This window comes from Paenibacillus sp. J22FR83, from assembly GCF_059691955.1.
This window is the reverse complement of sequence record NZ_JCAUAM010000002.1, coordinates 233,112-253,670: the sequence shown is the minus strand read 5'-3', so window position 1 is coordinate 253,670 and position 20,559 is coordinate 233,112. Positions and strand designations below refer to the sequence as shown.

Below are 20,559 nucleotides of genomic sequence, written 5' to 3'. Positions count from 1 at the left end.
CTCAAGAAGAGGCGCCAACCTTGGCCCTCTTCCTTATTACTCTTTTGAAAGGCGGCACGTTATGAAACACGTCGTTGAACTTAGCAATGTAACGAAAATATTCGGCAACCTCCGCGGTATCCATCAAGTGAATATGACAGTGCAGCGTGGCGATATCTATGGTTTTTTTGGGCCAAACGGAGCGGGAAAAACAACCGTCATGAAGATCATGACAGGCCTATCTCAAGCGCAGCAAGGTGAGGTGAAGCTGTTCGGTTACGACGTGAAAACGCAGTATGAGCAAGCGATGGCGAAAGTCGGCGTATTGATTGAAACAGCAGAAGCTTACACGTACATGAGCGGCAGAAGGAACCTTGAGCAGGCTGCGCGATTGTACCCAGGTGTGAGCAAGCAGCGAGTAGACGAAGTGCTTGAGATCGTGGATTTAGCCCCTTTTCAGCATGAAAAGGTAGCGGGTTACTCACTGGGCATGAAGCAAAGGCTCGGACTTGCAGCAGCGATGCTCGCGAAGCCGGAACTTCTCATTCTGGATGAGCCGACGAATGGCCTTGATATTGAAGGCATGGTTCACATTCGTGAAATCATCCTGCGGCTAGCACGGGAGGAACGGATTACGTTCCTAATCTCCTCTCATCTCATCCATGAAATGGAGCTGATGTGCAATCGCATAGGCATTATCCATCAAGGAAAGCTCGTCCGCGAGGGACTCGTCGTTGATTTGATCGAAGGCAGCCCTTCCTTGGAAGCGGCCTATCTACGTGAAATTCAAGCAGTCAGGGGGCTTACGGCCAATGCCTAACATTTTAACGGCTAACGTCTGGAATGAGACATTGAAACTAGCATACAAGAAGAAAACCATCTTCTTTCTAGCCGTCACTTTACTGCTCCCTGTCTTAGCGGGCATTATGCTTTCGAGATTTCAGGATGGTATCGGTATTGGCGCAATTGCCGCAAAGGACTTTCCTATTGTCATGCTCAGCTTGTTCACGACGATTTTCCTGCCCTTGTTCGTGTTCATGGGTGCTGCTGATGTGTTCTCCGGTGAGATGGGGGACCGCACGATGAAAAATATCCTAACCCGACCTCTATCCCGTTTCAAAGTATTTGCATCCAAACAACTAGCGCTGGCCATTTATATTGCCCTATATTTAGTCGTAGCCCTTGTCGCATCGGTGCTCTCTGCTTTGTTATTTCAGCATTTCGGCGGCATCGGTACGCTTGCAAATTGGTTGGTCGCTTACAGCGCTGCTTTCGTGCCTCTGTTAGTACTAAGCATCGCCGCGGTATGTCTGGCACAATTTTTCTCGAGCAGCAGCTCTGCACTGACGGTCAGCATCTTGCTATACTTGGCCTTCAAGGTAACGGCGTTCTTCCTCCCACAAATAGCAACGTACTCACCAACAGCCTACATGGATTGGCATATGCTATGGGTTGGCGGTTCAATGGTGACGAGCAAGATATACTCGATCTTTATGTTTTTGATAGCGTGCAGTATACTATTTTTTACAGCAGGTTATTATTTGTTTGATAAAAAGGAGCATTGACCCGATGTCGATTCGCGTACGGCTAGTCCTATCCTATATTGCCATGCTGCTTGTACCGCTTGTGCTCTTTGGGCTAGCCGTCATTTTGATCAGCATCGCCACTTTCGGAAATTTGAAGTCTGTCTTTGATGTCGATTTTTCACAGCATGGCAACCCGATTAAGCGTGTTATTGATCAGGAAGCGGAAAATATGGCTTATATCAAGGCCAAAATTGAAACAGAGCCGGATGCCTTTCTACAGGAAGAGTTTGTGAAGGAATTAAACGAGCGGTTTCACAAAATTAATATGGGACTGATCATTCGGAAGGATCAATCCATTACATATATATCTTCCTATCTGAAAGATAAAGAGGCAGGAGACACCTCGCAGCTCCCACTTTACGGTACACCGCCGGGGAAATTCCAACGGAATCAAGGTTCCCTGTGGATAACTAGGCAGCAGGATTTCTTATTTTCGGATCAAAGTAAAGGAACGGTCTTCGTCTTCTTAAATGGCGGTCCTTTTCAGAAATATTTGCTCCAATTCTCCAAAACGGTTTTCTTAACGTTCATATTCATTCTCATCGCTACCAACGGTGTGCTGACCTACTTCGTTTCACGCAGTATTATTAAGCCTTTACGCGCTTTGAAGCGAGCGGCTGAAGATATTAAAGAAGGCAACTTGGACTTCGAAATTGTTCCTCAGAGCAAGGATGAGCTTGGCGAGCTCAGCGTTGCATTTGAAGAAATGCGCCGCAAACTCAAGAAATCCGTGGAGCTTCAACTCCAATATGAGGAGAATCGCAAGGAGCTCATTTCGAATATTTCCCATGATTTGAAAACGCCGGTTACCGCAATCAAAGGCTATGTAGAAGGTATCATGGATGGTGTATCGAATTCACCGGATAAGCTGGATAAGTATATTCGAACTATTTATAACAAAGCGGCGGATATGGATCGGTTGATTGATGAGCTGTTTCTATTTTCCAAGTTGGATTTGGGCAAAGTACCTTTTCAATTCGAAACCGTCGATCTTGGGAACTATGTGCAGGATTGCGCGCAGGAATTACAATTTGATATGGAGAAAAAAGGAGTCGAGTTTACGCTAACCGATCTGCCACAAGAGCCGATCTTAGTTACGGCCGATCGTGATAAGCTTAGACGCGTGCTTTTAAACATAATAGAAAATGCAATCAAATATAGTGAAGAAGGCAATTGCCAGATTACATTGAGCGTGTTGAGGCAAGACGAATTCGCTGTTATTCAAATCAAGGATAAGGGCCAGGGGATCTCCGAGGAGGCGCTTCCGCATATTTTTGATCGCTTCTATCGTGCAGATCCTTCGCGCAATACAGCAACAGGAGGCAGCGGATTAGGCCTGGCGATTGCGAAGCAAATCATTGAGGAACATAGTGGGCGTATCGGCGCAAGGAGCGTGCTGGGGCTGGGCACTACCGTATTTATGGCTCTGCCACTTTATCAGGGAAAGGGAAGCGAAGGATGAGTCGGATTTTGATTGTAGAAGATGAACAAAGCATTGCTGAGCTAGAACGTGATTATTTGGAAATTAACGGTTATGTGGTTGATATTGAAACTAGCGGCGAGCGTGGGCTTGAGCGGGCACTGTCAATTGACTATGATCTCGTGATACTCGATCTTATGCTTCCAATTATGGATGGTTTTGAAATTTGCCGGCGCATTCGAAGTGTGAAGGACATTCCAATCGTCATGGTTTCTGCGAAGAAGGAAGATATCGACAAGATACGTGGACTCGGCCTTGGCGCCGATGACTATATGATCAAGCCATTTAGCCCAAGTGAGCTGGTGGCTAGAGTGAAAGCCCATTTGGCCCGCTACGAACGGTTAATGGGACGTCGCGAGTCGAAGAACGATGAAGTCCGTATTCGTGGTTTGATGATTGATAAAACAGCGCGGCGCGTGTTTGTGAATGAACGTGAGGTCATGTTCACGACCAAAGAATTCGATCTGCTGACGCATCTTGCGATGAATCCCAATCGAGTGTACAGCAAGGAACAATTATTTGATCTGTTGTGGGGCATGGATGCCATGGGGGAGATTGCTACAGTGACCGTGCATATTCGTAAGCTGCGAGAGAAAGTGGAGCAGGATCCGTCCAATCCACAATATATTGAAACAATTTGGGGAGCAGGCTATCGCTTCCGAATCTAACGAACTTAGCCTTGGTGGAGTTGCCAAACTCTTCTTGGGCTTTTTGGTTTATGGCATAAACATATTCCCATTTGACAAATGGTTATTTACATCGTTACTTTGTTAAGATATTGTAAAGGTTACTTAACTAGGGGAGCAAGCGACGATGGAACTTACAGTAGATCTGCATATTTTAATGAAACTTGGGATTTCTGCAATTTTTGGATTAATTATTGGGTTAGAACGGGAAATTCGGAATAAACCGCTGGGATTGAAGACGTCACTTGTCATTTGTTTAAGCAGTTGCTTATTAACAATCGTGTCCATTGAATCGGCGAATAAATATGCCGTACAGGGCTTACACGTGATGGACCCCATGAGGTTGGCGGCGCAAGTAGTAAGCGGAATTGGATTTCTCGGCGCAGGTGTTATTCTGCGTAAGCACAATGATGTCATTATTGGTTTGACAACGGCTGCTATGATTTGGGGAGCTGCGGGACTCGGGATTGCGGTTGGAGCGGGATTCTACGTGGAAGCCTTCTTCGGACTTATGCTCATTCTCATCAGTGTAATCGTGTTACCGTATTTTATTAAAAAGACGGGGCCAAGACCGCTGATTATGAAGGATCTTCGTGTGCGGCTCATTGTTTCTCATGAGGGAAATCTAACAACCATTATTAAAGCGATTATTGCCAAAGGGTACAAAATGAAAAGTGTTCATATCAAAGAATTGAACAAAGAACTGCAGGAACTGAATTTCATCGTGTATGTAGATCGTAAATACGCGTCCGAAGTATACGATGAGATGAAGAGCATGACGTACATCGAGATTGCTGAGGTCGAAACGTTGTAAGGAAGGGACCGGATCGTGGCCGCGGAGGCTGTGATCCGGTTTTTTATACATAAAAGAGCGATTCCGCTGGCTGAGGTGCCTCTGCTATATTTTAGGCTGAAACGCTTAGTGCTGCTGCAAATTTAAGACCTAGCTCATGGCACAATTGCTTCTCATCCTTGGACGGATTAAGTTCCACTTTGAAGCCATCGAATACTTTCTCCCCGCCAATTTCAGCTAACTTCTCTTCAAGAGTATCCACGGCTTTGCCATAATACGTGTAAGAAGAATCAGCAGAACCGAATACGCCGAACTTGCGTCCTTCTAGATTAATGTCATCCATGTCGTCATAGAAATCTTCGAACTCATCTGGTAAATCGCCATCCCCCCACGTATATGCTCCGAGGAGAACACCTTCATATTGCTCAAGCTCACTCGCGTTCGTATCCATGACGTTTTTGAGAACAGGCTCGATCCCTGCTTCTTGAATGCCAGCTGCAATCGCCTCGGCGAGTTCTTCTGTATTGCCAGACATGCTTGCGAATACGATGATAATTTTGGACATGGTGGACCTCCTATAGGTTGGATAAAGGTTACAAAAAAACTACCTATTAACTTCCATTATATTAGTTGATAATGATTATCATTGTCAACATAAAATTTTGGAGGTAACGTACTGTGAAACGATACGACTATGCTTATGATCATGCTACAATAGGGATATTGAGAGGGGATGCGCCATGGAGAATGTTCTACAGCATTTGAAAAACCTTGGCTTCACGGATCTGGAGGCTAAGTGTCTGCACGTATTAGCAGTGAGTGGCACGCAAACTGGCTATGAAATCGCAAAGGGGCTTGGCGTATCGCGTTCGAACGTATATGCAGCCCTGCAGAAGCTTGCAGAAAAAGGCGCCGTGCTGACGAGTCATGGTGAACCTACCGTTTATCAAAGCGTGCCGATTGAGGAAATCGGCGAGCGAATGGAAGCGGAGCTGCAAGCCTCCATCCGCTACGTGAAAGAGCATTTGCCTAAGCAAGAAACGCATATGTCTGAGTTTTTTAGCTTGGAAGGTGAAATCAAGGTAATCGAGCGTATCCGCTCGGAGCTAAGAAAAGCGAAAGAAGAAGCGTTCTGTGATCTGTCACCGGAAGAAGCGAAGCTGCTGAGAGATGATATACGCGAGGTGTCAGCGCATGGCGTGCGAGTCATCGTCATGCCGACACGCGATGCGGGAGCAGGTTTCTACCCATTTGCTCGTAAACGGGGAGATGGGTTGAAGGGGCAGCAGGGGCGTAAGTTCGCGATCCTGATTGATCGCAAGTTGGCGATTATTGGCACGCGCGGCGTCGAAGATCCCACAGTGGCGATGATCACCGAGCATCCAGCGATGGTGGAGTTGTTATATAATCATTTTTGCAGTAGTGTCGTGTTGCAGGAGCTTCAGCAGGATATGGGAACAAAGCTTGAAGATAAATACGGTAAAAATTTCAAGAAAATCATACAGAAGCAGATCGATGGGAAGGTACCTGAACCGAAGAAAACGGATGAGGGTAAAGTGGCTATGCTTAAGCTACATACGGGGAATGAGATCGCGGGAGAACTCGGAAGTCTTGATGAGGGAGTATCTGGCGGGGATATTGTGAGTGACGAGAGTGCGAAAGAGGATAAGCTTGGACAGGGGAAGTTAGAAGAAGATAGATCAGGACAGGGGAAGCTGGAAGAAGGAAAGTCAGGACAATGGAAGAGGAAGAAGAAGAAATGATGGAACAAGAACGGATCTTACTCGCGGCGGAGACGCTCGTGAAGGAAAAGCTAGAGCGCGATAGCAGCGGCCACGATTGGTGGCATATTTATCGCGTGGTGCAGACGACGAAGCGCATTGCCGCCCAAGAGGGTGCTGACAGCTTCGTCTGCGAGCTTGCGGCGTTGCTTCACGACGTCGTCGACGAGAAGCTTAACGCCGATCCAGCTGCGGCGCAGCGCGAGCTGGAAGCTTGGCTCGCCGCCAGCGGCACGCCGGCGGCGCAGGTCGAACACGTGCTGGAGATTATCAGCACGATGTCTTACAAAGGCGGCGCGCGGCCGCCGATGCGCACGCTTGAAGGCCAGGTCGTGCAGGATGCCGACCGGTTGGATGCCATTGGCGCGGTGGGCATCTCGCGCGTGTTTGCCTATTCGGGCTGGAAAGGCCGCCCGATCCATGATCCTTCCGTCATCGCTCGCGAGCAGATGACGGAGGCCGAGTATCGCGGGGGCAACGACACCGCGATTAATCACTTTTACGAGAAGCTCCTCAAGCTGAAGGAGCTTATGAATACGGCCTACGCGAGGGAGCTCGCGGAGGAGCGGCATCGCTTCATGGAGCTCTACCTGGGGCAGTTCTATGCAGAGTGGGAAGGCGAGCGTTAAGAATGCTTTTAGTGGGAGCCGAGGATGGCTCCTTTTTTGTGATTTCTTTATACGATGTACTGGATATGGGGGTATTCGTGATAATCTGCTCTAATCCCATAGCTTGCCACTCACCACTCCATCATTCGTAACTCCTCCCATACTCCATCACACATTACTCCTCCCATTACTCCATCATCCTTCACTACCACTCATTTCCCGCCAACCCAGTCACCCTATTGGCAAATAGATGGATTTTCTCCAGTTATTCTTGGCGTATTCTCCCATCTACGACAATTAACTGGATTTCCTACAGCTAATCTGAGCCAATCAGAAGGAAATGAGGAAAACTGGCGAAATTACCTGTATATTTTCCAGTTATACACCAAACTTAGCGAAAAATCGCAAAATTACCTACATAAAATCCAGTTATTTCGTACAAGGAAGTGTGGGGGGTGAATTTACTGCCAGCATGAAGGTAAGATGAATTTGTTTGGAACAAATGTGAGTCAATGAGACGGATAAATGCAACATATGTTGGGAGTAACGGCAGCGAAAAGGCGTTAAAGCGACAGTTGTCTCTGTCTATTACTGCTCTCGGTTGTTTTCTATCTAATCTGCTGCTCAACGCGCAACATTGCGTCATCGACGCGTAGGTTCCCCCTCGAACAAGTGGCAGTCTGCACCCAATTCCCCACCTTCCAACCCCGCTACCACCTTTCCTTCCAAAATGTGATAAAATAATAAGAATGATTCATCAACCCCACGAGGAAAGAGATGTTATGACGATGAAAAAAGAAGCAAAGTATATAGCAACGGTTTCACTTGGTGTTATGGGCGCGGGCTTTTTGGCCACGATACCAGTATCTGACACCGTATGGGGTGCGTTCCTGCAAGGGGGCTTCGAAGCAGGGGTCGTCGGCGGTTTGGCCGACTGGTTCGCAGTCAGCGCCTTGTTCCGACATCCGCTGGGCATTCCTATTCCGCACACGGCGCTGCTGCCGAACAATCGGGAGAAGATTACGAAAGCGCTTGTATCCACTGTGCAGAATGAGCTGCTCTCCAAAGAAACGATTCGTGCACGCTTGCAGCAAATTCAGTTCTTGGAGCGCGGTCTAGAGCTGGCAGATAAGCAATTGGACAATGCCTCCCTGCACAAAGGGCTCACTGCGCTCGCCAAGCAAGCGCTTCATGCAATAGACTTAGAGAAATTAACCCCTCTCTTAGCAGAGGAAATTCATAAAGCGATCCAAGATGTAGATGCTAGCCGACTTGTACGCACCCTTGTGGACAGCATTCAAGATGGCGGCTACGACGGCAAAACCTTCGATTTTGTCCTAGACAAAGTAGCGGCATGGGCAATCAAAGCTGACACGCGTGATCAGCTGGGGGCTATGGCGATCAAAGCGTTTGAAGGCTTACAGTCGAATGGCTTCATGGCTTTTGCGGTAAATGCGTTTATCGGGATGGTGAACGAGGAGAAAATCGGCGGGATTATCCAGAATTTCGTACTCAATTATATCGAACAAATGCGTACGAAAAACCATCCGCGCCGGGAATCTGTGCTTACTTTCATCCGTAACGAACTCCACAAGTTAGAGCGTAATCCACAGCTACTAGCAGAGCTAGAGTCACTAAAAGCCAAGCTTCCGGAGCTGTTTGACCTTGATGAGAAGCTAGCTCATGTACTTACTAAACTTAAGGAAAAAGCAGAAGCCTTCATCGATGAGCCCGACTTTGTTCCTGGGCATGTGGTGCCGATTATACGCAAAATGCTTACATCCATCCGCGAAAACCCGGAGATGCTGCAACGCGGCGAGAACTGGATTCAAGAGCAGATCGCTTCTTATGTAGAACAAAATCACAGTAAAATCGGACAACTGGTCAAAGAGAACTTGGACAAACTCGACAACGAGAAGTTGACAGTGCTCATGGAAGAGAAGATCGGCAGCGATCTGCAATGGATTCGAGTAAATGGTGCCATTTGTGGATTCATCATCGGGATCGGTTTGGCAGGCTTGAAAATGTTATTCTAACGCGACAACGTGGGGGATGAGAGAGCTTGATCGAGATTAAGGGAGTCAGTAAGACGTTCAACCAGCGTATCGGTGGCAATTACAAAGCGTTGGATGACATCACACTAACGATTCAGAAAGGGGAGTTCGTCTCCCTTCTAGGGCCTTCAGGCTGTGGAAAGTCGACAGTATTAAACCTCGTTGCAGGTTTTGATACACAATCGGAAGGCAGTATTCAAGTCAATGGGAAAAAGGTAACAGGCGCTGGCGCGGATCGGGTCGTTGTCTTTCAGGAGCATGGGTTGTTCCCATGGCTGACGGTTCTCGACAATGTGGCCTTCGGTCTTAAGCAGAAGGGAATCGCCAAGAAAGAGCGCCATGAGATGGCGATGGAGCAGATCAAAGCCGTGCATCTAAGCCGCTTCGCGGACAGGTATCCGCACGAGCTATCAGGCGGGATGAAGCAGCGTGCAGCGATTGCCAGAGCGCTCGCGATGGATCCGGAAATACTGCTGATGGACGAGCCCTTCGCGGCACTAGACGAGCAAACACGCCTTATTTTGCATAAGGAATTGGAAGAAATATGGATGCGTACGCGCAAAACGATTCTCTTCATTACCCACAATATTCGCGAAGCGGTCATCCTGTCGGATCGGGTACTGGTGATGTCCACACGTCCCGGTACGATCAAGAAGGAGTTCGCTGTCAAAGCAGCGAGACCTCGCGATAGCGCAGATTCCGTGCTTCATCATATGGAGGCGTTGATTATGGACGCACTGGCGGATGAGCTGGAGAAAGTTGTGAGAGAGGAGACTGGCGATGAGTACAGCATTAAGAAGAACGATTTTTCTGGTACTGCTTCTGATAGCTTGGGAGGCGGGATATAGAATTTTCGACTGGGGCTGGAAATTTCCTTCGGTTTCCCAGACACTGCAAGCTTTCTACGATGGTATCGTACACGGTGAGCTGCTGCAAGCTGCAGGTGCGAGTATGCTGCGATTGCTCATTTCCTTTGCTTTGTCACTCGTCATTGGAACGACGTTAGGCTTCCTATTTGCTAGATATCGCTGGCTCGATGACACGTTAGGCTTTCTAGTCGTTTCATTGCAGACCATTCCGAGTATTGCTTGGTTGCCTTTTGCTATTATTTGGTTCGGATTAAACGAATCATCGGTTATTTTCATTACAACGTTAGGTGCCACCTGGACAATGGCTTTGGCTAGCCGAACCGGGATTAAGAATATCCCGCCAATTTATTTGCGAGCCGCCCAGACGATGGGGACAGGGAATGGCTTTAACCTATTTCTACAGGTGATGATTCCTGCTTCTTTTCCACATTTGATAAACGGTGTACGTACAGCTTGGGCATTCGCTTGGCGAGCACTTGTTGCCGGTGAGTTGATTGCGAAAGGTGCGGGGTTAGGGCAGCTTTTGCAGGATGGACGAAATCTCGGCGACACCTCGCTCATGCTCTGTATCGTTATTATTATCGCTGTGCTAGGCACAGTTTCAGATCATTTCTGCTTCAAAAAACTAGAAGATAAAGTGCTAGAGCGCTACGGCCTCGCTGGCTCCAAGTCGTAGGGGAGTGGGCGTCATGACAAAGCGCATGAAAGTACTTCTGCTGTTACTCTTCGCAATGACACTCTTGAGCGCCTGTGAGGAGAAGCTGACAGCATCTGGCAAGCCACAAGTCGTTCGAGTCGGTGTGTTCAAAAATGTGACCCATGCCGCCGCTTACATCGCGCTGGAAAAAGGTTACTTTGCCCGCGAATGGGGCGACGAAGTGAAAATCGAAGTGACACCTTTCGATAACGGTTCCGATTTGTCCATCGCCATGGCGACGGGGGATATCGATGTAGGATTCGTAGGTCCAGGGCCTGCGACCACCTTTTTTCTGAAAAGCGGCAATTTCCGCGTAGTCTCCGGATCCAATAACGGCGGTGCCGTGCTGGTAGCGAGATCAGATGCGGGTATTCAAACGACGGCTGACTTGCGAGATAAAACCATCGCGATCCCTGCTAAGGGAAACACGAATGAAATTTCACTGCGTCTGCTGCTTGGGCAAGCAGGCATTTCGCTAGGTAGAGGCGCAGATAACGCGCATCTCATCGTTCGCTCTCCAGCGGATACGCTCATCTCTTTCCGTCAGAAAGAGATCGACGCTGCGTTGGTTCCAGAACCTTGGGGCACCCAGATTGAGAAGGCTGGGCTCGGTAAAGTCGTTGCTGATTGGCAGGCGATCCCGCCAAACAAGGGGGACTACCCTACCGTGATCATGGTGGCCAGTGATACGTTTATCGCCAAGCATCGTGATATTGTGAAGGGGGCGATCAAGGCTAATTTGGACGGCATTGCGTTCATTCAAAGCAGTCCTGACCAAGCCTATGATCTGATTAACAATCAACTGAAACAATACAGCGGTAAGGGCATGGACAAAGGCTTGATTAAAGCCTCGCTCAGCCGCCTGAAACTGACGACGGATGTTGATGTCAAGGTCATGGAAGAGATGGCGAAAGTGTCGATCGGCGCTAGATACATCAAAGGCATTAAGCCGGAGGAGCTGAACTTGAGCAAGTTCGTGGACCTCTCCATGCTAGCTGAAGTAAAGGCTGGGCAATAAGGTAAAAGAAACACCCAGTTGACCAGATGGTTAACTGGGTGTTTCTTATTTTGGTTCATCCTGTTTCGGCAGCTTAATTTGAAACGCGGTCTCCTCATAGGGAATACTCGTCAGTTGAACGCTCCCATGATGCGCTTTGGTGATTTCCTTGACGATAGAAAGTCCAATGCCAAGGCCTTCACCTTTTCTTCCCCGATCTATACGATAGAATCGTTCAAAGATACGTTCCTGTTCTTCCAGAGAAACTCCTTTGCCCCTGTCCTTCACCGTGATGCACACAGCTTGCTCTTCTTCAAACAACTCGATGTGGAGATAATGTCCATCTTTCCCATAACGAATGGCATTATCGAGCAGGTTGCGAATCATCCTCTCAATTAGCGATGGGTCTATATCGGCATACACTTCATTTTCCGGCAGTTCCACTTCTAGCATGAATTCCTGTTCATCTATGACGAGAAGGTAATCAGAGGCGATCTTTCGAATCAGCTCAGACAAGTTATGAGAGGAAACATGGATCTCCAACATATCGGCATCCTGTCGCGATACGTTCAGTATTTGATCAAGCAATTTGTCCATGTATAGGGAACGCTGATGAATGATTTTAGCGCTGGTCTGCAGTTCCTTCTCATCTTTATATTGGCCAGTTCGGATCACCTCGGCATAGCCGAGCATCATGGTTAGAGGGGTTCGCAGGTCGTGAGACAAATTAGATAGCAGGAGCTTGCGATTATTCTCCAATTGCTCAATTTGAGCGACTTGCGTCCGTATCCTTCGAGTCATGTCATTGTAATGCCGAGTGAGATGACCGATTTCATCCTTTGAGTTATCCTTGAGCTCCATATCATTACTTTGGATGTTAACCTGATTCAAGGCCATATTTAACTTGTGAATACGCCTATTAATAGAGTAGAAATACCATGAAGACAGTAAGTAAGGTATTAAAAGTGCGACCAATAAAGGTAATGCAAAAATAAAAAGTACTGCGAAGGTACGAATGTAGAAATACATTTGGCCCGGTTTTAAAGCATTAGTAGGCAATCCCATTAGTAAATAATAGGTTTCCCCATTCTGTTCTGCTGCATAGGCCAGCGAAACCTGATCCCCGTCGGTAGATAGCGTGTACCGCATGTCGAGAAAACGATCGGCCAGTTCTTTAAACTGATACTGTTTCAGTATGCCGGAAGAGTCGTATATCGCTGTGCCATCAGAGGCGATCCATTCAAAACGGATTTGCGGATGTTCCTTGGAAAAAGGAGTTAAAGCTGATTCAATTCCATGCTTGCTGATTACTTGCTGCTCCTGGGCGGATTCCAGTACGGAATGCGCAATATTGTCCAAAATATGCAAAGAATATCCGTTATTAGCAATATTTGCTATCGTTTTGAAGAGAATGAGGAATACAACTAGGCTTATTAAGTAGCTGGAAATGACGGAAATCCACATTTTAGTACGAAGTTTCATAGTCCATCTCCCGAAAAACGATAACCGACACTTCGAATAGTATGAATATGCTGGGGAGAAGAGGATAGAGGTTCTAGCTTTTTGCGAAGTCGATTAATGAAAACGCTTAACGTGTTATCATCATAATTTTCGTGATTCCAGATTTGCTGATAGATTTCTCTTTTGGTTAATACGCGATCGGGATTCCTCATAAACAAATGAGTGAGTTCACACTCCATCTGAGTCAAGGTATATCTTTCTCCATTATTAATAAGGAGTAGATTGTCAACATCGAGCTCCAAATTATTCAGTTTAATCACAGGGGTTCTGAGATGAGCCTTGGGACGTAGTCGTCTGAGATTGGTTTGTAAACGGGCAATAAGTTCCATCGGACTAAAGGGTTTGGTAACGAAATCTACTGCGCCAAGACCGAGTGCGGTGATCTTGTCTTCTTCGTCTCTTCTGGCACTAAGTACGATGACTAGCAGCTCCGATTCATTCTCTCGCAGATAGTTTAAGACCTCGAACCCGTTTCGATCATCCATCATCAGATCGAGAATCATCAGGCTAAAAGGAGTTCCCTTTAATTGCGCTATTGCTTCCTGTCCTGATTCAGCTTCGAAAGCTTCCATTCCGGCTTGTTCGACGTGAATACGGATGAGCTGACGGATTTCAGATTCGTCGTCAACGATTAGAATTTTGTCTGGGTTCATAGTACTAGTGTCACACTCCATAGTTACGACTCTTTTGTACAGTATATCAAGTCACCAAAAGAAAGAGTAGCATACAACTCTACATTTCATTAAGAATTCATTAAGAAATCTATTCCTTGCTGTTGTTATGCTTTTATTGACTGTATTCAGATTTCAAGAAAAGGTGAGGATAGTAATAATGATCAGACGTTGTATATTTTTTTTCACGGTATTATTTATTCTAATAGGAATGATTCCTAGTTTTGTTTCTGCAGCTTCTTTTGATCAGTGGAATATTCGGAGTCCGTTGCCCACGAGTCAAGATATGAATGGCATTAGCTATGTGAACGATATGTATATGTCAGTGGGGGACAACGGCACGATATTGACCTCTAGTGACGGAGTAAGCTGGACGAGCCGAACGTCGGGAACAACGTACGACTTATATGACATCAGCTACGGTAGTGGTATGCATGTAGCGGTGGGGATGTTTGGAGAGATATTGAGCTCAAGTGATGGTATAAGTTGGACGAGGCGTTCGTCGGGAACCACGGAATATCTTAATGGTATCACCTTTGGCAATGACCAGTTTGTGGTGGTGGGAAACAACGGAACAATATTGACCTCGAGTGATGGCGTAAGTTGGACGAGCAAGACGTCGAACACTCTGATTGATCTTAGTGAGGTGAACTACGGTAATGGTAAGTATGTGACGGTGGGAAGTAGTGGGACGATACTGACCTCGAGTGACGGATCGACCTGGGCGAATGGCTCTTCGGGTATAAGTAGTCATCTCATGGATGTTATCTACGACAACGGTATGTATATAGCAGTAGGGTACTCTGGAACCATACTGACCTCCAGTGATGGAGTGAGTTGGGCGCACCGTGCGTCGGGTAACACGAATTTCCTTCATGGTGTTATCTACGGTAATAGTACGTTTATAGTGGTTGGGAATAATGGAATGATATTGGCATCCAATGATGGGATAAGTTGGACGAGCAGAACGTCTAATACTGCGAATCATATTAACGACGTGACCTACGGCAACAGCATGCTTGTAGCGGTGGGGGGCAGTGGAATGATATTGACCTCTACTGATGGAGCGAGCTGGACGAGTCGTACATCGGGCATCCCGAAGAATCTTCTTAGTGTGAGCTATGGAAACAGTATGTATGTGGCTATTGGGACAGACGATACGATAGTGACTTCCAATGACGGAGCATTCTGGACGATCCGTAGGTCAGGTTTTATTCAACGTAATGCCGTCACCTATGGCAATAATAAGTTTGTAGCTGTGGGGTACTCTGGAAAAGTGTTGAATTCAGTTGATGGAGTGGCTTGGACAGACACATCTGAAGCGGGTACCGCGAATGTGTTAAATGGCATTACCTATGGTACTAATACATTTGTGGCGGTGGGGGACAGTGGAACGATAGTGAGTTCCAATGATGGAGTGAACTGGATGATCCGCTCATCAGGCACCACGAATCAACTTCACGCTGTCACTTACGGCGCTGGTAAGTTTGTAGCGGTGGGAGTCGATGGAACGATTTTGATTTCCAGTGATGGAGTGAACTGGACTGATCGAACATCACTATTACATACAAATGATCTTTTAAATGTCGTCAGCAACGGTACCGACATGTATGTGGCGGTAGGGACAGCAGGATTGATATTGACCTCCGGTGATGGGGTAACTTGGACAAGCCGCACGTCGGGCATCGCGAAGCATCTTCGAGCTGTGAATTACGACGATGGTAAATTTGTAGCGGTGGGGCACAGTGGAAGTATATTGACCTCCAGTGACGGGGAAACCTGGACGAGTCGCTCGTCAGGAATCACGGATTCACTTACAGGTGTCATCTCCTCCAACGGTACATATGTAGCGGTGGGGGATAATGGGAGGATTATACAATACAGCGATGCTGACTTGAGCAGCTTGGGTCTGTCGAGTGGAACGTTGAGTCCGGTGTTTGAATCTGGCACGATAAGCTACACGGCGAGCGTGGCTAATGGAGTGAGCAGCATCACCGCAACACCGACGGTATCAGACAATAACGCGACGGTGAAGGTGAACGGCACAGCAGTTGCGAGCGGAACAGCATCAGGAGCGATTAGCCTGAACGTGGGAAGCAATACGATCACGACGGTCGTGACGGCAGAAGATGGCACAACGACGAAGACGTACACGGTGACGGTGACACGAGCGGCCGCAGCGCTAAGTAACAACGCTGACTTGAGCAGCTTGGGTCTGTCGAGTGGAACGTTGAGTCCGGTATTTGCATCTGGCACGACAAGCTACACGGCGAGCGTAGCTAATGGCGTGAGCAGCATCACTGCAACACCGACTGTGTCGGACAGCAACGCGACGGTGACGGTGAACGGCACAGCAGTTGCGAGCGGAACGGCGTCGGGAGCCATTAGCTTGAGTGTGGGGAGCAACACGATCACGACGGTCGTGACGGCGGAAGATGGCACAACGACGAAGACGTACACGGTGACGGTGACACGAGCGGCAGCAGCGCTAAGTAACAACGCCGACTTAAGCGGCTTGTCGTTATCGAGCGGAACGCTGAGTCCGGTTTTTGCTTCCGGCACGACAAGCTACACGGCAAGCGTAGCTAATGGCGTGAGCAGCATCACGGTCACGCCGACGGTGTCGGACAGCAACGCGACGGTGACGGTGAACGGCACAGCCGTTGCGAGCGGAGCAGCATCGGGATCTATTAGCTTGAGCGTGGGAAGCAACACGGTCACGACGGTGGTAATGGCAGAGGATGGCACAACGACGAAGATGTACACAGTGACGGTGACACGAGCGGCAGCAGCGCTAAGTAACAACGCTGACTTAGGCGGCTTGTTGTTATCGAGCGGAACGCTGAGTCCGGTATTTGCATCTGACACGACAAGCTACACGGCTAGCGTAGCCAATAGCGTGAGCAGCATCACGGCAACGCCGACGGTGTCGGACAGCAATGCAAAGGTGAAGGTGAACGACACAGCCGTTGCGAGTGGAGCAGCGTCGGGAGCCATTAGCTTGAGTGTGGGGAGCAACACGATCACGACGGTCGTGACGGCAGAGGATGGCACAACCACGAAGACGTACACGGTGACGGTGACACGAGCGGCAGCAGCGCTAAGTAACAACGCTGACTTAAGCGGCTTGTCGTTATCGAGCGGAACGCTGAGTCCGGTATTTGCATCTGGCAGGACAAGCTACACGGCAAGTGTGGTTAATAGCGTGAGCAGTATTACGGTCACGCCGACAGTGTCGGACAGCAACGCGACAGTAAAGGTGAACGGCACAGCTGTTGCGAGCGGAGCAGCATCGGGAGCCATTAGCTTGAGCGTGGGGAGCAACACGATCACGACGGTGGTGACGGCAGAGGATGGCACAACGACGAAGACGTACACAGTGACGGTGACACGAGCGGCAGCAGCGCTAAGTAATAACGCCGACTTGAGCGGTTTGGGTCTGTCGAGTGGAACGCTGAGTCCGGTATTTGCATCCGGCACGATAAGCTACACGGCGAGCGTAGCAAATGGCGTGAGCAGTATCACGGTCACGCCAACGGTGTCAGACGCCGGCGCGACGGTGACGGTGAACGGCACAGCCGTTGCGAGCGGAGCAGCATCGGAAGCCATTAGCTTGAGCGTGGGAAGCAACACGATCACGACGGTAGTAACGGCAGAGGATGGCACAACGACGAAGACGTACACGTTGACGGTGACACGAGAGGCAGCAGCGCTAAGTAACAACGCCGACTTGAGCGAGTTGGGTCTGTCGAGCGGAACGCTGAGCCCGGTGTTTGCATCCGGCACGATAAGCTACACGGCAAGTGTGGCAAATGGCGTGAGTAGTATCACGGTCACGCCGACGGTGTCGGACATCAACGCGACGGTAACGGTGAACGACACAGCCGTTGCGAGCGGAGCAGCATCGGGAGCCATTAGCTTGAGTGTGGGGAGCAACACGATCACGGTGGTGGCGACGGCGCAGGACGGTACGACCACGAAGACATATACCGTTACAGTGAGCCGAGCGGCACAGGAAGAATCCGGTGTCAGCGGTCAATCTCCAACGCCAGCGTCTCCAAACGACGACAAAGTTACCTCAATGGAGGGTAAATTAACGCTTCCTACAGGTAAAACTGGCGAGGTTCGTTTGGGCGATGCGATCAAGATCGATATTCCGGCAAACGCAACAGACAAAGAATTGAAATTGACAATTGAAAAAGTGTTGGACACTTCAGATCTTTTAACGAAACAAGAGGTTCTAGCCAGTCCAATCTTTGAAATTTTGAAAAACTTTTCAGGTAACTTCAGTAAGCCGGTAACGTTGACTTTCAACTTCAATCTGAATAGCTTAAAGGACAATCAAAAGGCAGTCGTATTCTACTATGACGAAGTGAAGAAGGAATGGGTGGAAGTCGGCGGCAAGGTTGACGGCGATCACATCATCGTAGATGTCAATCACTTTACGAAATATGCAGTATTCGTTGTAGACATAGCGGCAGCCGTGCCAACAGGGGACAAGAAACCGACGATTAACTTTAACGATATCTCCGAACACTGGGCGGAGGCAAGCATCAAGCAAGCGGTAAGCAGCGGAATCGTCACTGGTTATCCGGACGGCACTTTTAAGCCAGATTCTACCGTGAGTCGCGCGGAATTCGCGGTCATGCTGATGAATGCGCTGAAGCCGCAAGAAGCGGGAGTGGAGCGGACTTTTACAGATACGGCGAAGATCGGCGCATGGGCGCAGAAAGCAGTCGCGCAAGCGGTGAAAGCTGGGGTCATTAAAGGTTATGAGGACGGCTCTTTCCGTCCGCATGAGAAAATTACACGCGCTGAGATGGTAGCGATGATCGCGAATGCGCTCAGTCTAACCGTTGAGTCGAATATCGCAACAGGTTTTGCAGACGACAAGGATATTCCGGCTTGGGCGAGAGGCGCAGTTGCAGCTGTGAAGCAACTTGGCCTTGTAGAAGGAAAAGGCACGAACGAATTTGATGCGAATGGTAAAACAACAAGAGCAGAGGCTGTAACGATTCTGCTGAAGATGCTGGCACAAAAAAGCAAGTAAAGGTAAATCGTCAGTCCAAACTGTTTTCAGATTTAAATAACAAGGGTTATCCTTTAAGCAGTAGAATAAACTGCTTAAGGGATAACCCTTGTCTTATTTCAATCAAACCTTAATATTACCGCCGTCATATTTTTTTATATACCGAAATTAATTCCCGCCAGAAGCAGCTTGTTGCTCGCTTTTTTGCTGCTTGTGCGCCTTGGCATCGATGACCTTGCCACCAACGCTTTTCTCGTTAGGCACCCCAGCTGCATTCATCGAACTACTTCCCTGGAAGATGCCACCTTCTTCGATAATGAAGGAGCGTACATCAATATTCCCAATTAGAACCCCGGAGCTTGTCACGATCAACTTGCCCTTGGTAGAAATGTTGCCTTTCACTTTGCCAGCTACAATCACATCGCGTGCATGGATATTCGATTGAACGACAGCGTTCTCTCCAATAGTGATGTCACCTGCGCATTCAATGTCGCCGTTCATTTGCCCCTCAATACGAAGGCTGGCTTCGGACATGATTTTGCCTTCACAGATCGTACTGGCGCCGATCAGCGTATCTGTACTTTTGGTATCAATCCGTTTCAATCTGGAACTTCCAATCATTTGCGTTCATCCTTTCGATCTGAAATGAGATAAGGTTTAGGGTCAATTTGGATACCATTTTTATGAACTTCATAATGAAGATGGGAACCCGTGCTGCGTCCTGTAGAACCAACGAGACCGATGTGCTGACCTTTTGTTACAGATTCTCCGCGTTTTACCAATATTTTATTCAAATGCATATACTCCGTCTCGATACCTCTGCCGTGATCAACGACGATATAGTTGCCGAGCTCGCCATCAAAACCCACAGCAATGACTTTCCCTGCGGCCGTTACATAGACGGGATCATTGTATTCGCCATCAATATCATATCCTGTGTGCATGGAAGGCCTTGAAGTGAAAGGATCGATGCGGATACCGAATCCAGAGGTAATACTGTGCGAGGAAATAGGCCAAAGGGTGGGCGTAATACTGCGTAAGTATTCTGCTTCTTTAATTTTGGCTTCGGACTGACTTAAGTGTTCGAGTAGTGCATGAATATCGCCGACTAATGAGGAAAGCCCCTGTTTCGTATCACTCACTAAAGATGACACATCATCCGTCGAGACAGGTACGTCACTCCCGCCAATGTCTACGTTCGTGCCATGTACGGGTTTGGTGCTCGGGGTGCTTGCTACTTTTTTGCTTGTCCCATTTACGGTTTCCGGTTGACTCATGAGCTCAATCACATGATCTATTTTCTTGATTTCTTCTAGCTTTACTTTGAATTCATCAGCCTGCTTAGCGAGGTCAATCAAATCGATTTGCAGCTGCTCAAGTTCACTCGTTTTATGTGTGATTTGATCAACCAACTGACGTTCTTGTCCATCGAAAGCTTGCTGCATGCTGTTTTGAGTTTGATGGGATTGGGTATTCATGATATAAATCGTCACGAAAAACCCGAACAGCACAAGTAGGATCACACTGGGCACAACATACAAAGAGCTGTGTGGAAGCTTGAATCTCACCGTACGGCGGTTGGCACCCGGAATGATCATGAAGGTGAGTTCCTTTTTGCCCCAAATGAATTTCAACAGATCCTCCTCCCTTTCCGTAACCTAACAATGTTCCCCTTCTTGTTTACGATTGTATTCCTCAGAGGGGTGAGTCATGCCTAATTTCTATGAATTGGGGGATGATGTAAGGAAGGAAGTTCAACTTTTCTCTCGCAGATAACGTCTATGAGATATCAACTACACAAGAAAGTG

17 protein-coding genes are annotated in these 20,559 nt (G+C 48.1%); 12 read left to right on the top strand and 5 right to left on the bottom strand.

Translation table 11 applies throughout. The features are described from left to right. Nucleotides 1-61: 61 nt before the first annotated feature. From AC58PV_RS04645 to AC58PV_RS04625, 5 genes are all read left to right on the top strand, one after another. Nucleotides 62-799 carry an ABC transporter ATP-binding protein gene (locus AC58PV_RS04645; protein WP_497431105.1) on the top strand — a complete coding sequence of 246 codons (738 nt, stop codon included), beginning with the start codon at nucleotides 62-64 and terminating at the stop codon, nucleotides 797-799. Further along, on the top strand, nucleotides 792-1,544 hold the full coding sequence (locus AC58PV_RS04640) for a DUF2705 family protein (RefSeq protein WP_497431104.1): 753 nt from the start codon (nucleotides 792-794) through the stop codon (nucleotides 1,542-1,544). The genes AC58PV_RS04645 and AC58PV_RS04640 overlap by 8 nt, the downstream gene beginning before the upstream one ends. Before the next feature lie 4 nt (nucleotides 1,545-1,548). Beyond that, nucleotides 1,549-3,027: a sensor histidine kinase gene (locus AC58PV_RS04635; RefSeq protein WP_497431103.1), complete on the top strand. Its 1,479-nt coding sequence runs from the start codon at nucleotides 1,549-1,551 to the stop codon at nucleotides 3,025-3,027. After that, a complete protein-coding gene (locus AC58PV_RS04630; protein WP_497431102.1) occupies nucleotides 3,024-3,713 on the top strand; it encodes a response regulator transcription factor in 690 nt (229 codons plus the stop codon). Before AC58PV_RS04635 ends, AC58PV_RS04630 begins: the two co-directional genes overlap by 4 nt. 145 nt (nucleotides 3,714-3,858) lie before the next feature. Further along, a complete protein-coding gene (locus tag AC58PV_RS04625) occupies nucleotides 3,859-4,545 on the top strand; it encodes an MgtC/SapB family protein (protein WP_497431101.1) in 687 nt (228 codons plus the stop codon). Between the two features lie 91 nt (nucleotides 4,546-4,636). Here the strand turns inward: AC58PV_RS04625 and AC58PV_RS04620 are convergent, their stop codons facing one another. Next, nucleotides 4,637-5,089 carry a flavodoxin gene (locus tag AC58PV_RS04620; RefSeq protein ID WP_497431100.1) on the bottom strand — a complete coding sequence of 151 codons (453 nt, stop codon included), beginning with the start codon at nucleotides 5,087-5,089 and terminating at the stop codon, nucleotides 4,637-4,639. 175 nt (nucleotides 5,090-5,264) lie between these two features. On the opposite strand from AC58PV_RS04620, the gene AC58PV_RS04615 reads away from it, so the two are divergent. From AC58PV_RS04615 to AC58PV_RS04590, 6 genes are all read left to right on the top strand, one after another. After that, on the top strand, nucleotides 5,265-6,287 hold the full coding sequence (locus AC58PV_RS04615) for a TrmB family transcriptional regulator (RefSeq protein ID WP_497431099.1): 1,023 nt from the start codon (nucleotides 5,265-5,267) through the stop codon (nucleotides 6,285-6,287). Then, the gene (locus AC58PV_RS04610) at nucleotides 6,263-6,934 is read left to right on the top strand and encodes an HD domain-containing protein (RefSeq protein ID WP_497431098.1); all 672 of its coding nucleotides are present in this window, start codon (nucleotides 6,263-6,265) and stop codon (nucleotides 6,932-6,934) included. Before AC58PV_RS04615 ends, AC58PV_RS04610 begins: the two co-directional genes overlap by 25 nt. Before the next feature lie 767 nt (nucleotides 6,935-7,701). After that, nucleotides 7,702-8,949 (top strand): DUF445 domain-containing protein, encoded by a 1,248-nt coding sequence (locus AC58PV_RS04605; RefSeq protein ID WP_497431097.1) that lies wholly within the window; start codon nucleotides 7,702-7,704, stop codon nucleotides 8,947-8,949. A 26-nt stretch (nucleotides 8,950-8,975) separates the two neighbouring features. Further along, nucleotides 8,976-9,815, top strand: coding sequence for an ABC transporter ATP-binding protein (locus tag AC58PV_RS04600; RefSeq protein WP_497431096.1), 840 nt, complete (start codon nucleotides 8,976-8,978; stop codon nucleotides 9,813-9,815). Then, nucleotides 9,748-10,512 (top strand): ABC transporter permease, encoded by a 765-nt coding sequence (locus tag AC58PV_RS04595; protein WP_173113210.1) that lies wholly within the window; start codon nucleotides 9,748-9,750, stop codon nucleotides 10,510-10,512. The genes AC58PV_RS04600 and AC58PV_RS04595 overlap by 68 nt, the downstream gene beginning before the upstream one ends. A 13-nt stretch (nucleotides 10,513-10,525) precedes the next feature. Beyond that, the gene (locus AC58PV_RS04590) at nucleotides 10,526-11,551 is read left to right on the top strand and encodes an ABC transporter substrate-binding protein (RefSeq protein ID WP_497431095.1); all 1,026 of its coding nucleotides are present in this window, start codon (nucleotides 10,526-10,528) and stop codon (nucleotides 11,549-11,551) included. A gap of 45 nt (nucleotides 11,552-11,596) precedes the next feature. Here the strand turns inward: AC58PV_RS04590 and AC58PV_RS04585 are convergent, their stop codons facing one another. Further along, the gene (locus AC58PV_RS04585) at nucleotides 11,597-13,012 is read right to left on the bottom strand and encodes a sensor histidine kinase (RefSeq protein WP_497431094.1); all 1,416 of its coding nucleotides are present in this window, start codon (nucleotides 13,010-13,012) and stop codon (nucleotides 11,597-11,599) included. Beyond that, nucleotides 13,009-13,704, bottom strand: a complete 696-nt coding sequence (locus AC58PV_RS04580) for a response regulator transcription factor (protein WP_497431093.1) — start codon at nucleotides 13,702-13,704, stop codon at nucleotides 13,009-13,011. Before AC58PV_RS04580 ends, AC58PV_RS04585 begins: the two co-directional genes overlap by 4 nt. Before the next feature lie 178 nt (nucleotides 13,705-13,882). Between AC58PV_RS04580 and AC58PV_RS04575 the strand changes: the two genes are divergently transcribed. Further along, a complete protein-coding gene (locus tag AC58PV_RS04575; protein ID WP_497431092.1) occupies nucleotides 13,883-18,772 on the top strand; it encodes a cadherin-like beta sandwich domain-containing protein in 4,890 nt (1,629 codons plus the stop codon). Nucleotides 18,773-18,919: 147 nt separating this feature from the next. Here the strand turns inward: AC58PV_RS04575 and AC58PV_RS04570 are convergent, their stop codons facing one another. Next, entirely contained in the window at nucleotides 18,920-19,372 is a 453-nt protein-coding gene (locus AC58PV_RS04570) for a bactofilin family protein (RefSeq protein WP_497431091.1), read from the bottom strand. Beyond that, on the bottom strand, nucleotides 19,369-20,385 hold the full coding sequence (locus AC58PV_RS04565; protein WP_497431090.1) for a peptidoglycan DD-metalloendopeptidase family protein: 1,017 nt from the start codon (nucleotides 20,383-20,385) through the stop codon (nucleotides 19,369-19,371). Before AC58PV_RS04565 ends, AC58PV_RS04570 begins: the two co-directional genes overlap by 4 nt. Between the last annotated feature and the right edge of the window lie 174 nt (nucleotides 20,386-20,559).

Excerpts from the sequence above, each read along its gene's own strand:
- AC58PV_RS04640 (WP_497431104.1), top strand. The coding sequence starts at position 792 with ATGCCTAACATTTTAACGGCTAACGTCTGGAATGAGACATTGAAACTA.
- AC58PV_RS04585 (WP_497431094.1), bottom strand. The coding sequence starts at position 13,012 with ATGAAACTTCGTACTAAAATGTGGATTTCCGTCATTTCCAGCTACTTA.
- AC58PV_RS04605 (WP_497431097.1), top strand. The coding sequence starts at position 7,702 with ATGAAAAAAGAAGCAAAGTATATAGCAACGGTTTCACTTGGTGTTATG.
- AC58PV_RS04575 (WP_497431092.1), top strand. The coding sequence starts at position 13,883 with ATGATCAGACGTTGTATATTTTTTTTCACGGTATTATTTATTCTAATA.
- AC58PV_RS04625 (WP_497431101.1), top strand. The coding sequence starts at position 3,859 with ATGGAACTTACAGTAGATCTGCATATTTTAATGAAACTTGGGATTTCT.
- AC58PV_RS04580 (WP_497431093.1), bottom strand. The coding sequence starts at position 13,704 with ATGAACCCAGACAAAATTCTAATCGTTGACGACGAATCTGAAATCCGT.
- AC58PV_RS04610 (WP_497431098.1), top strand. The coding sequence starts at position 6,263 with ATGGAAGAGGAAGAAGAAGAAATGATGGAACAAGAACGGATCTTACTC.
- AC58PV_RS04645 (WP_497431105.1), top strand. The coding sequence starts at position 62 with ATGAAACACGTCGTTGAACTTAGCAATGTAACGAAAATATTCGGCAAC.
- AC58PV_RS04570 (WP_497431091.1), bottom strand. The coding sequence starts at position 19,372 with ATGATTGGAAGTTCCAGATTGAAACGGATTGATACCAAAAGTACAGAT.
- AC58PV_RS04630 (WP_497431102.1), top strand. The coding sequence starts at position 3,024 with ATGAGTCGGATTTTGATTGTAGAAGATGAACAAAGCATTGCTGAGCTA.
- AC58PV_RS04615 (WP_497431099.1), top strand. The coding sequence starts at position 5,265 with ATGGAGAATGTTCTACAGCATTTGAAAAACCTTGGCTTCACGGATCTG.
- AC58PV_RS04620 (WP_497431100.1), bottom strand. The coding sequence starts at position 5,089 with ATGTCCAAAATTATCATCGTATTCGCAAGCATGTCTGGCAATACAGAA.
- AC58PV_RS04595 (WP_173113210.1), top strand. The coding sequence starts at position 9,748 with ATGAGTACAGCATTAAGAAGAACGATTTTTCTGGTACTGCTTCTGATA.
- AC58PV_RS04590 (WP_497431095.1), top strand. The coding sequence starts at position 10,526 with ATGACAAAGCGCATGAAAGTACTTCTGCTGTTACTCTTCGCAATGACA.
- AC58PV_RS04635 (WP_497431103.1), top strand. The coding sequence starts at position 1,549 with ATGTCGATTCGCGTACGGCTAGTCCTATCCTATATTGCCATGCTGCTT.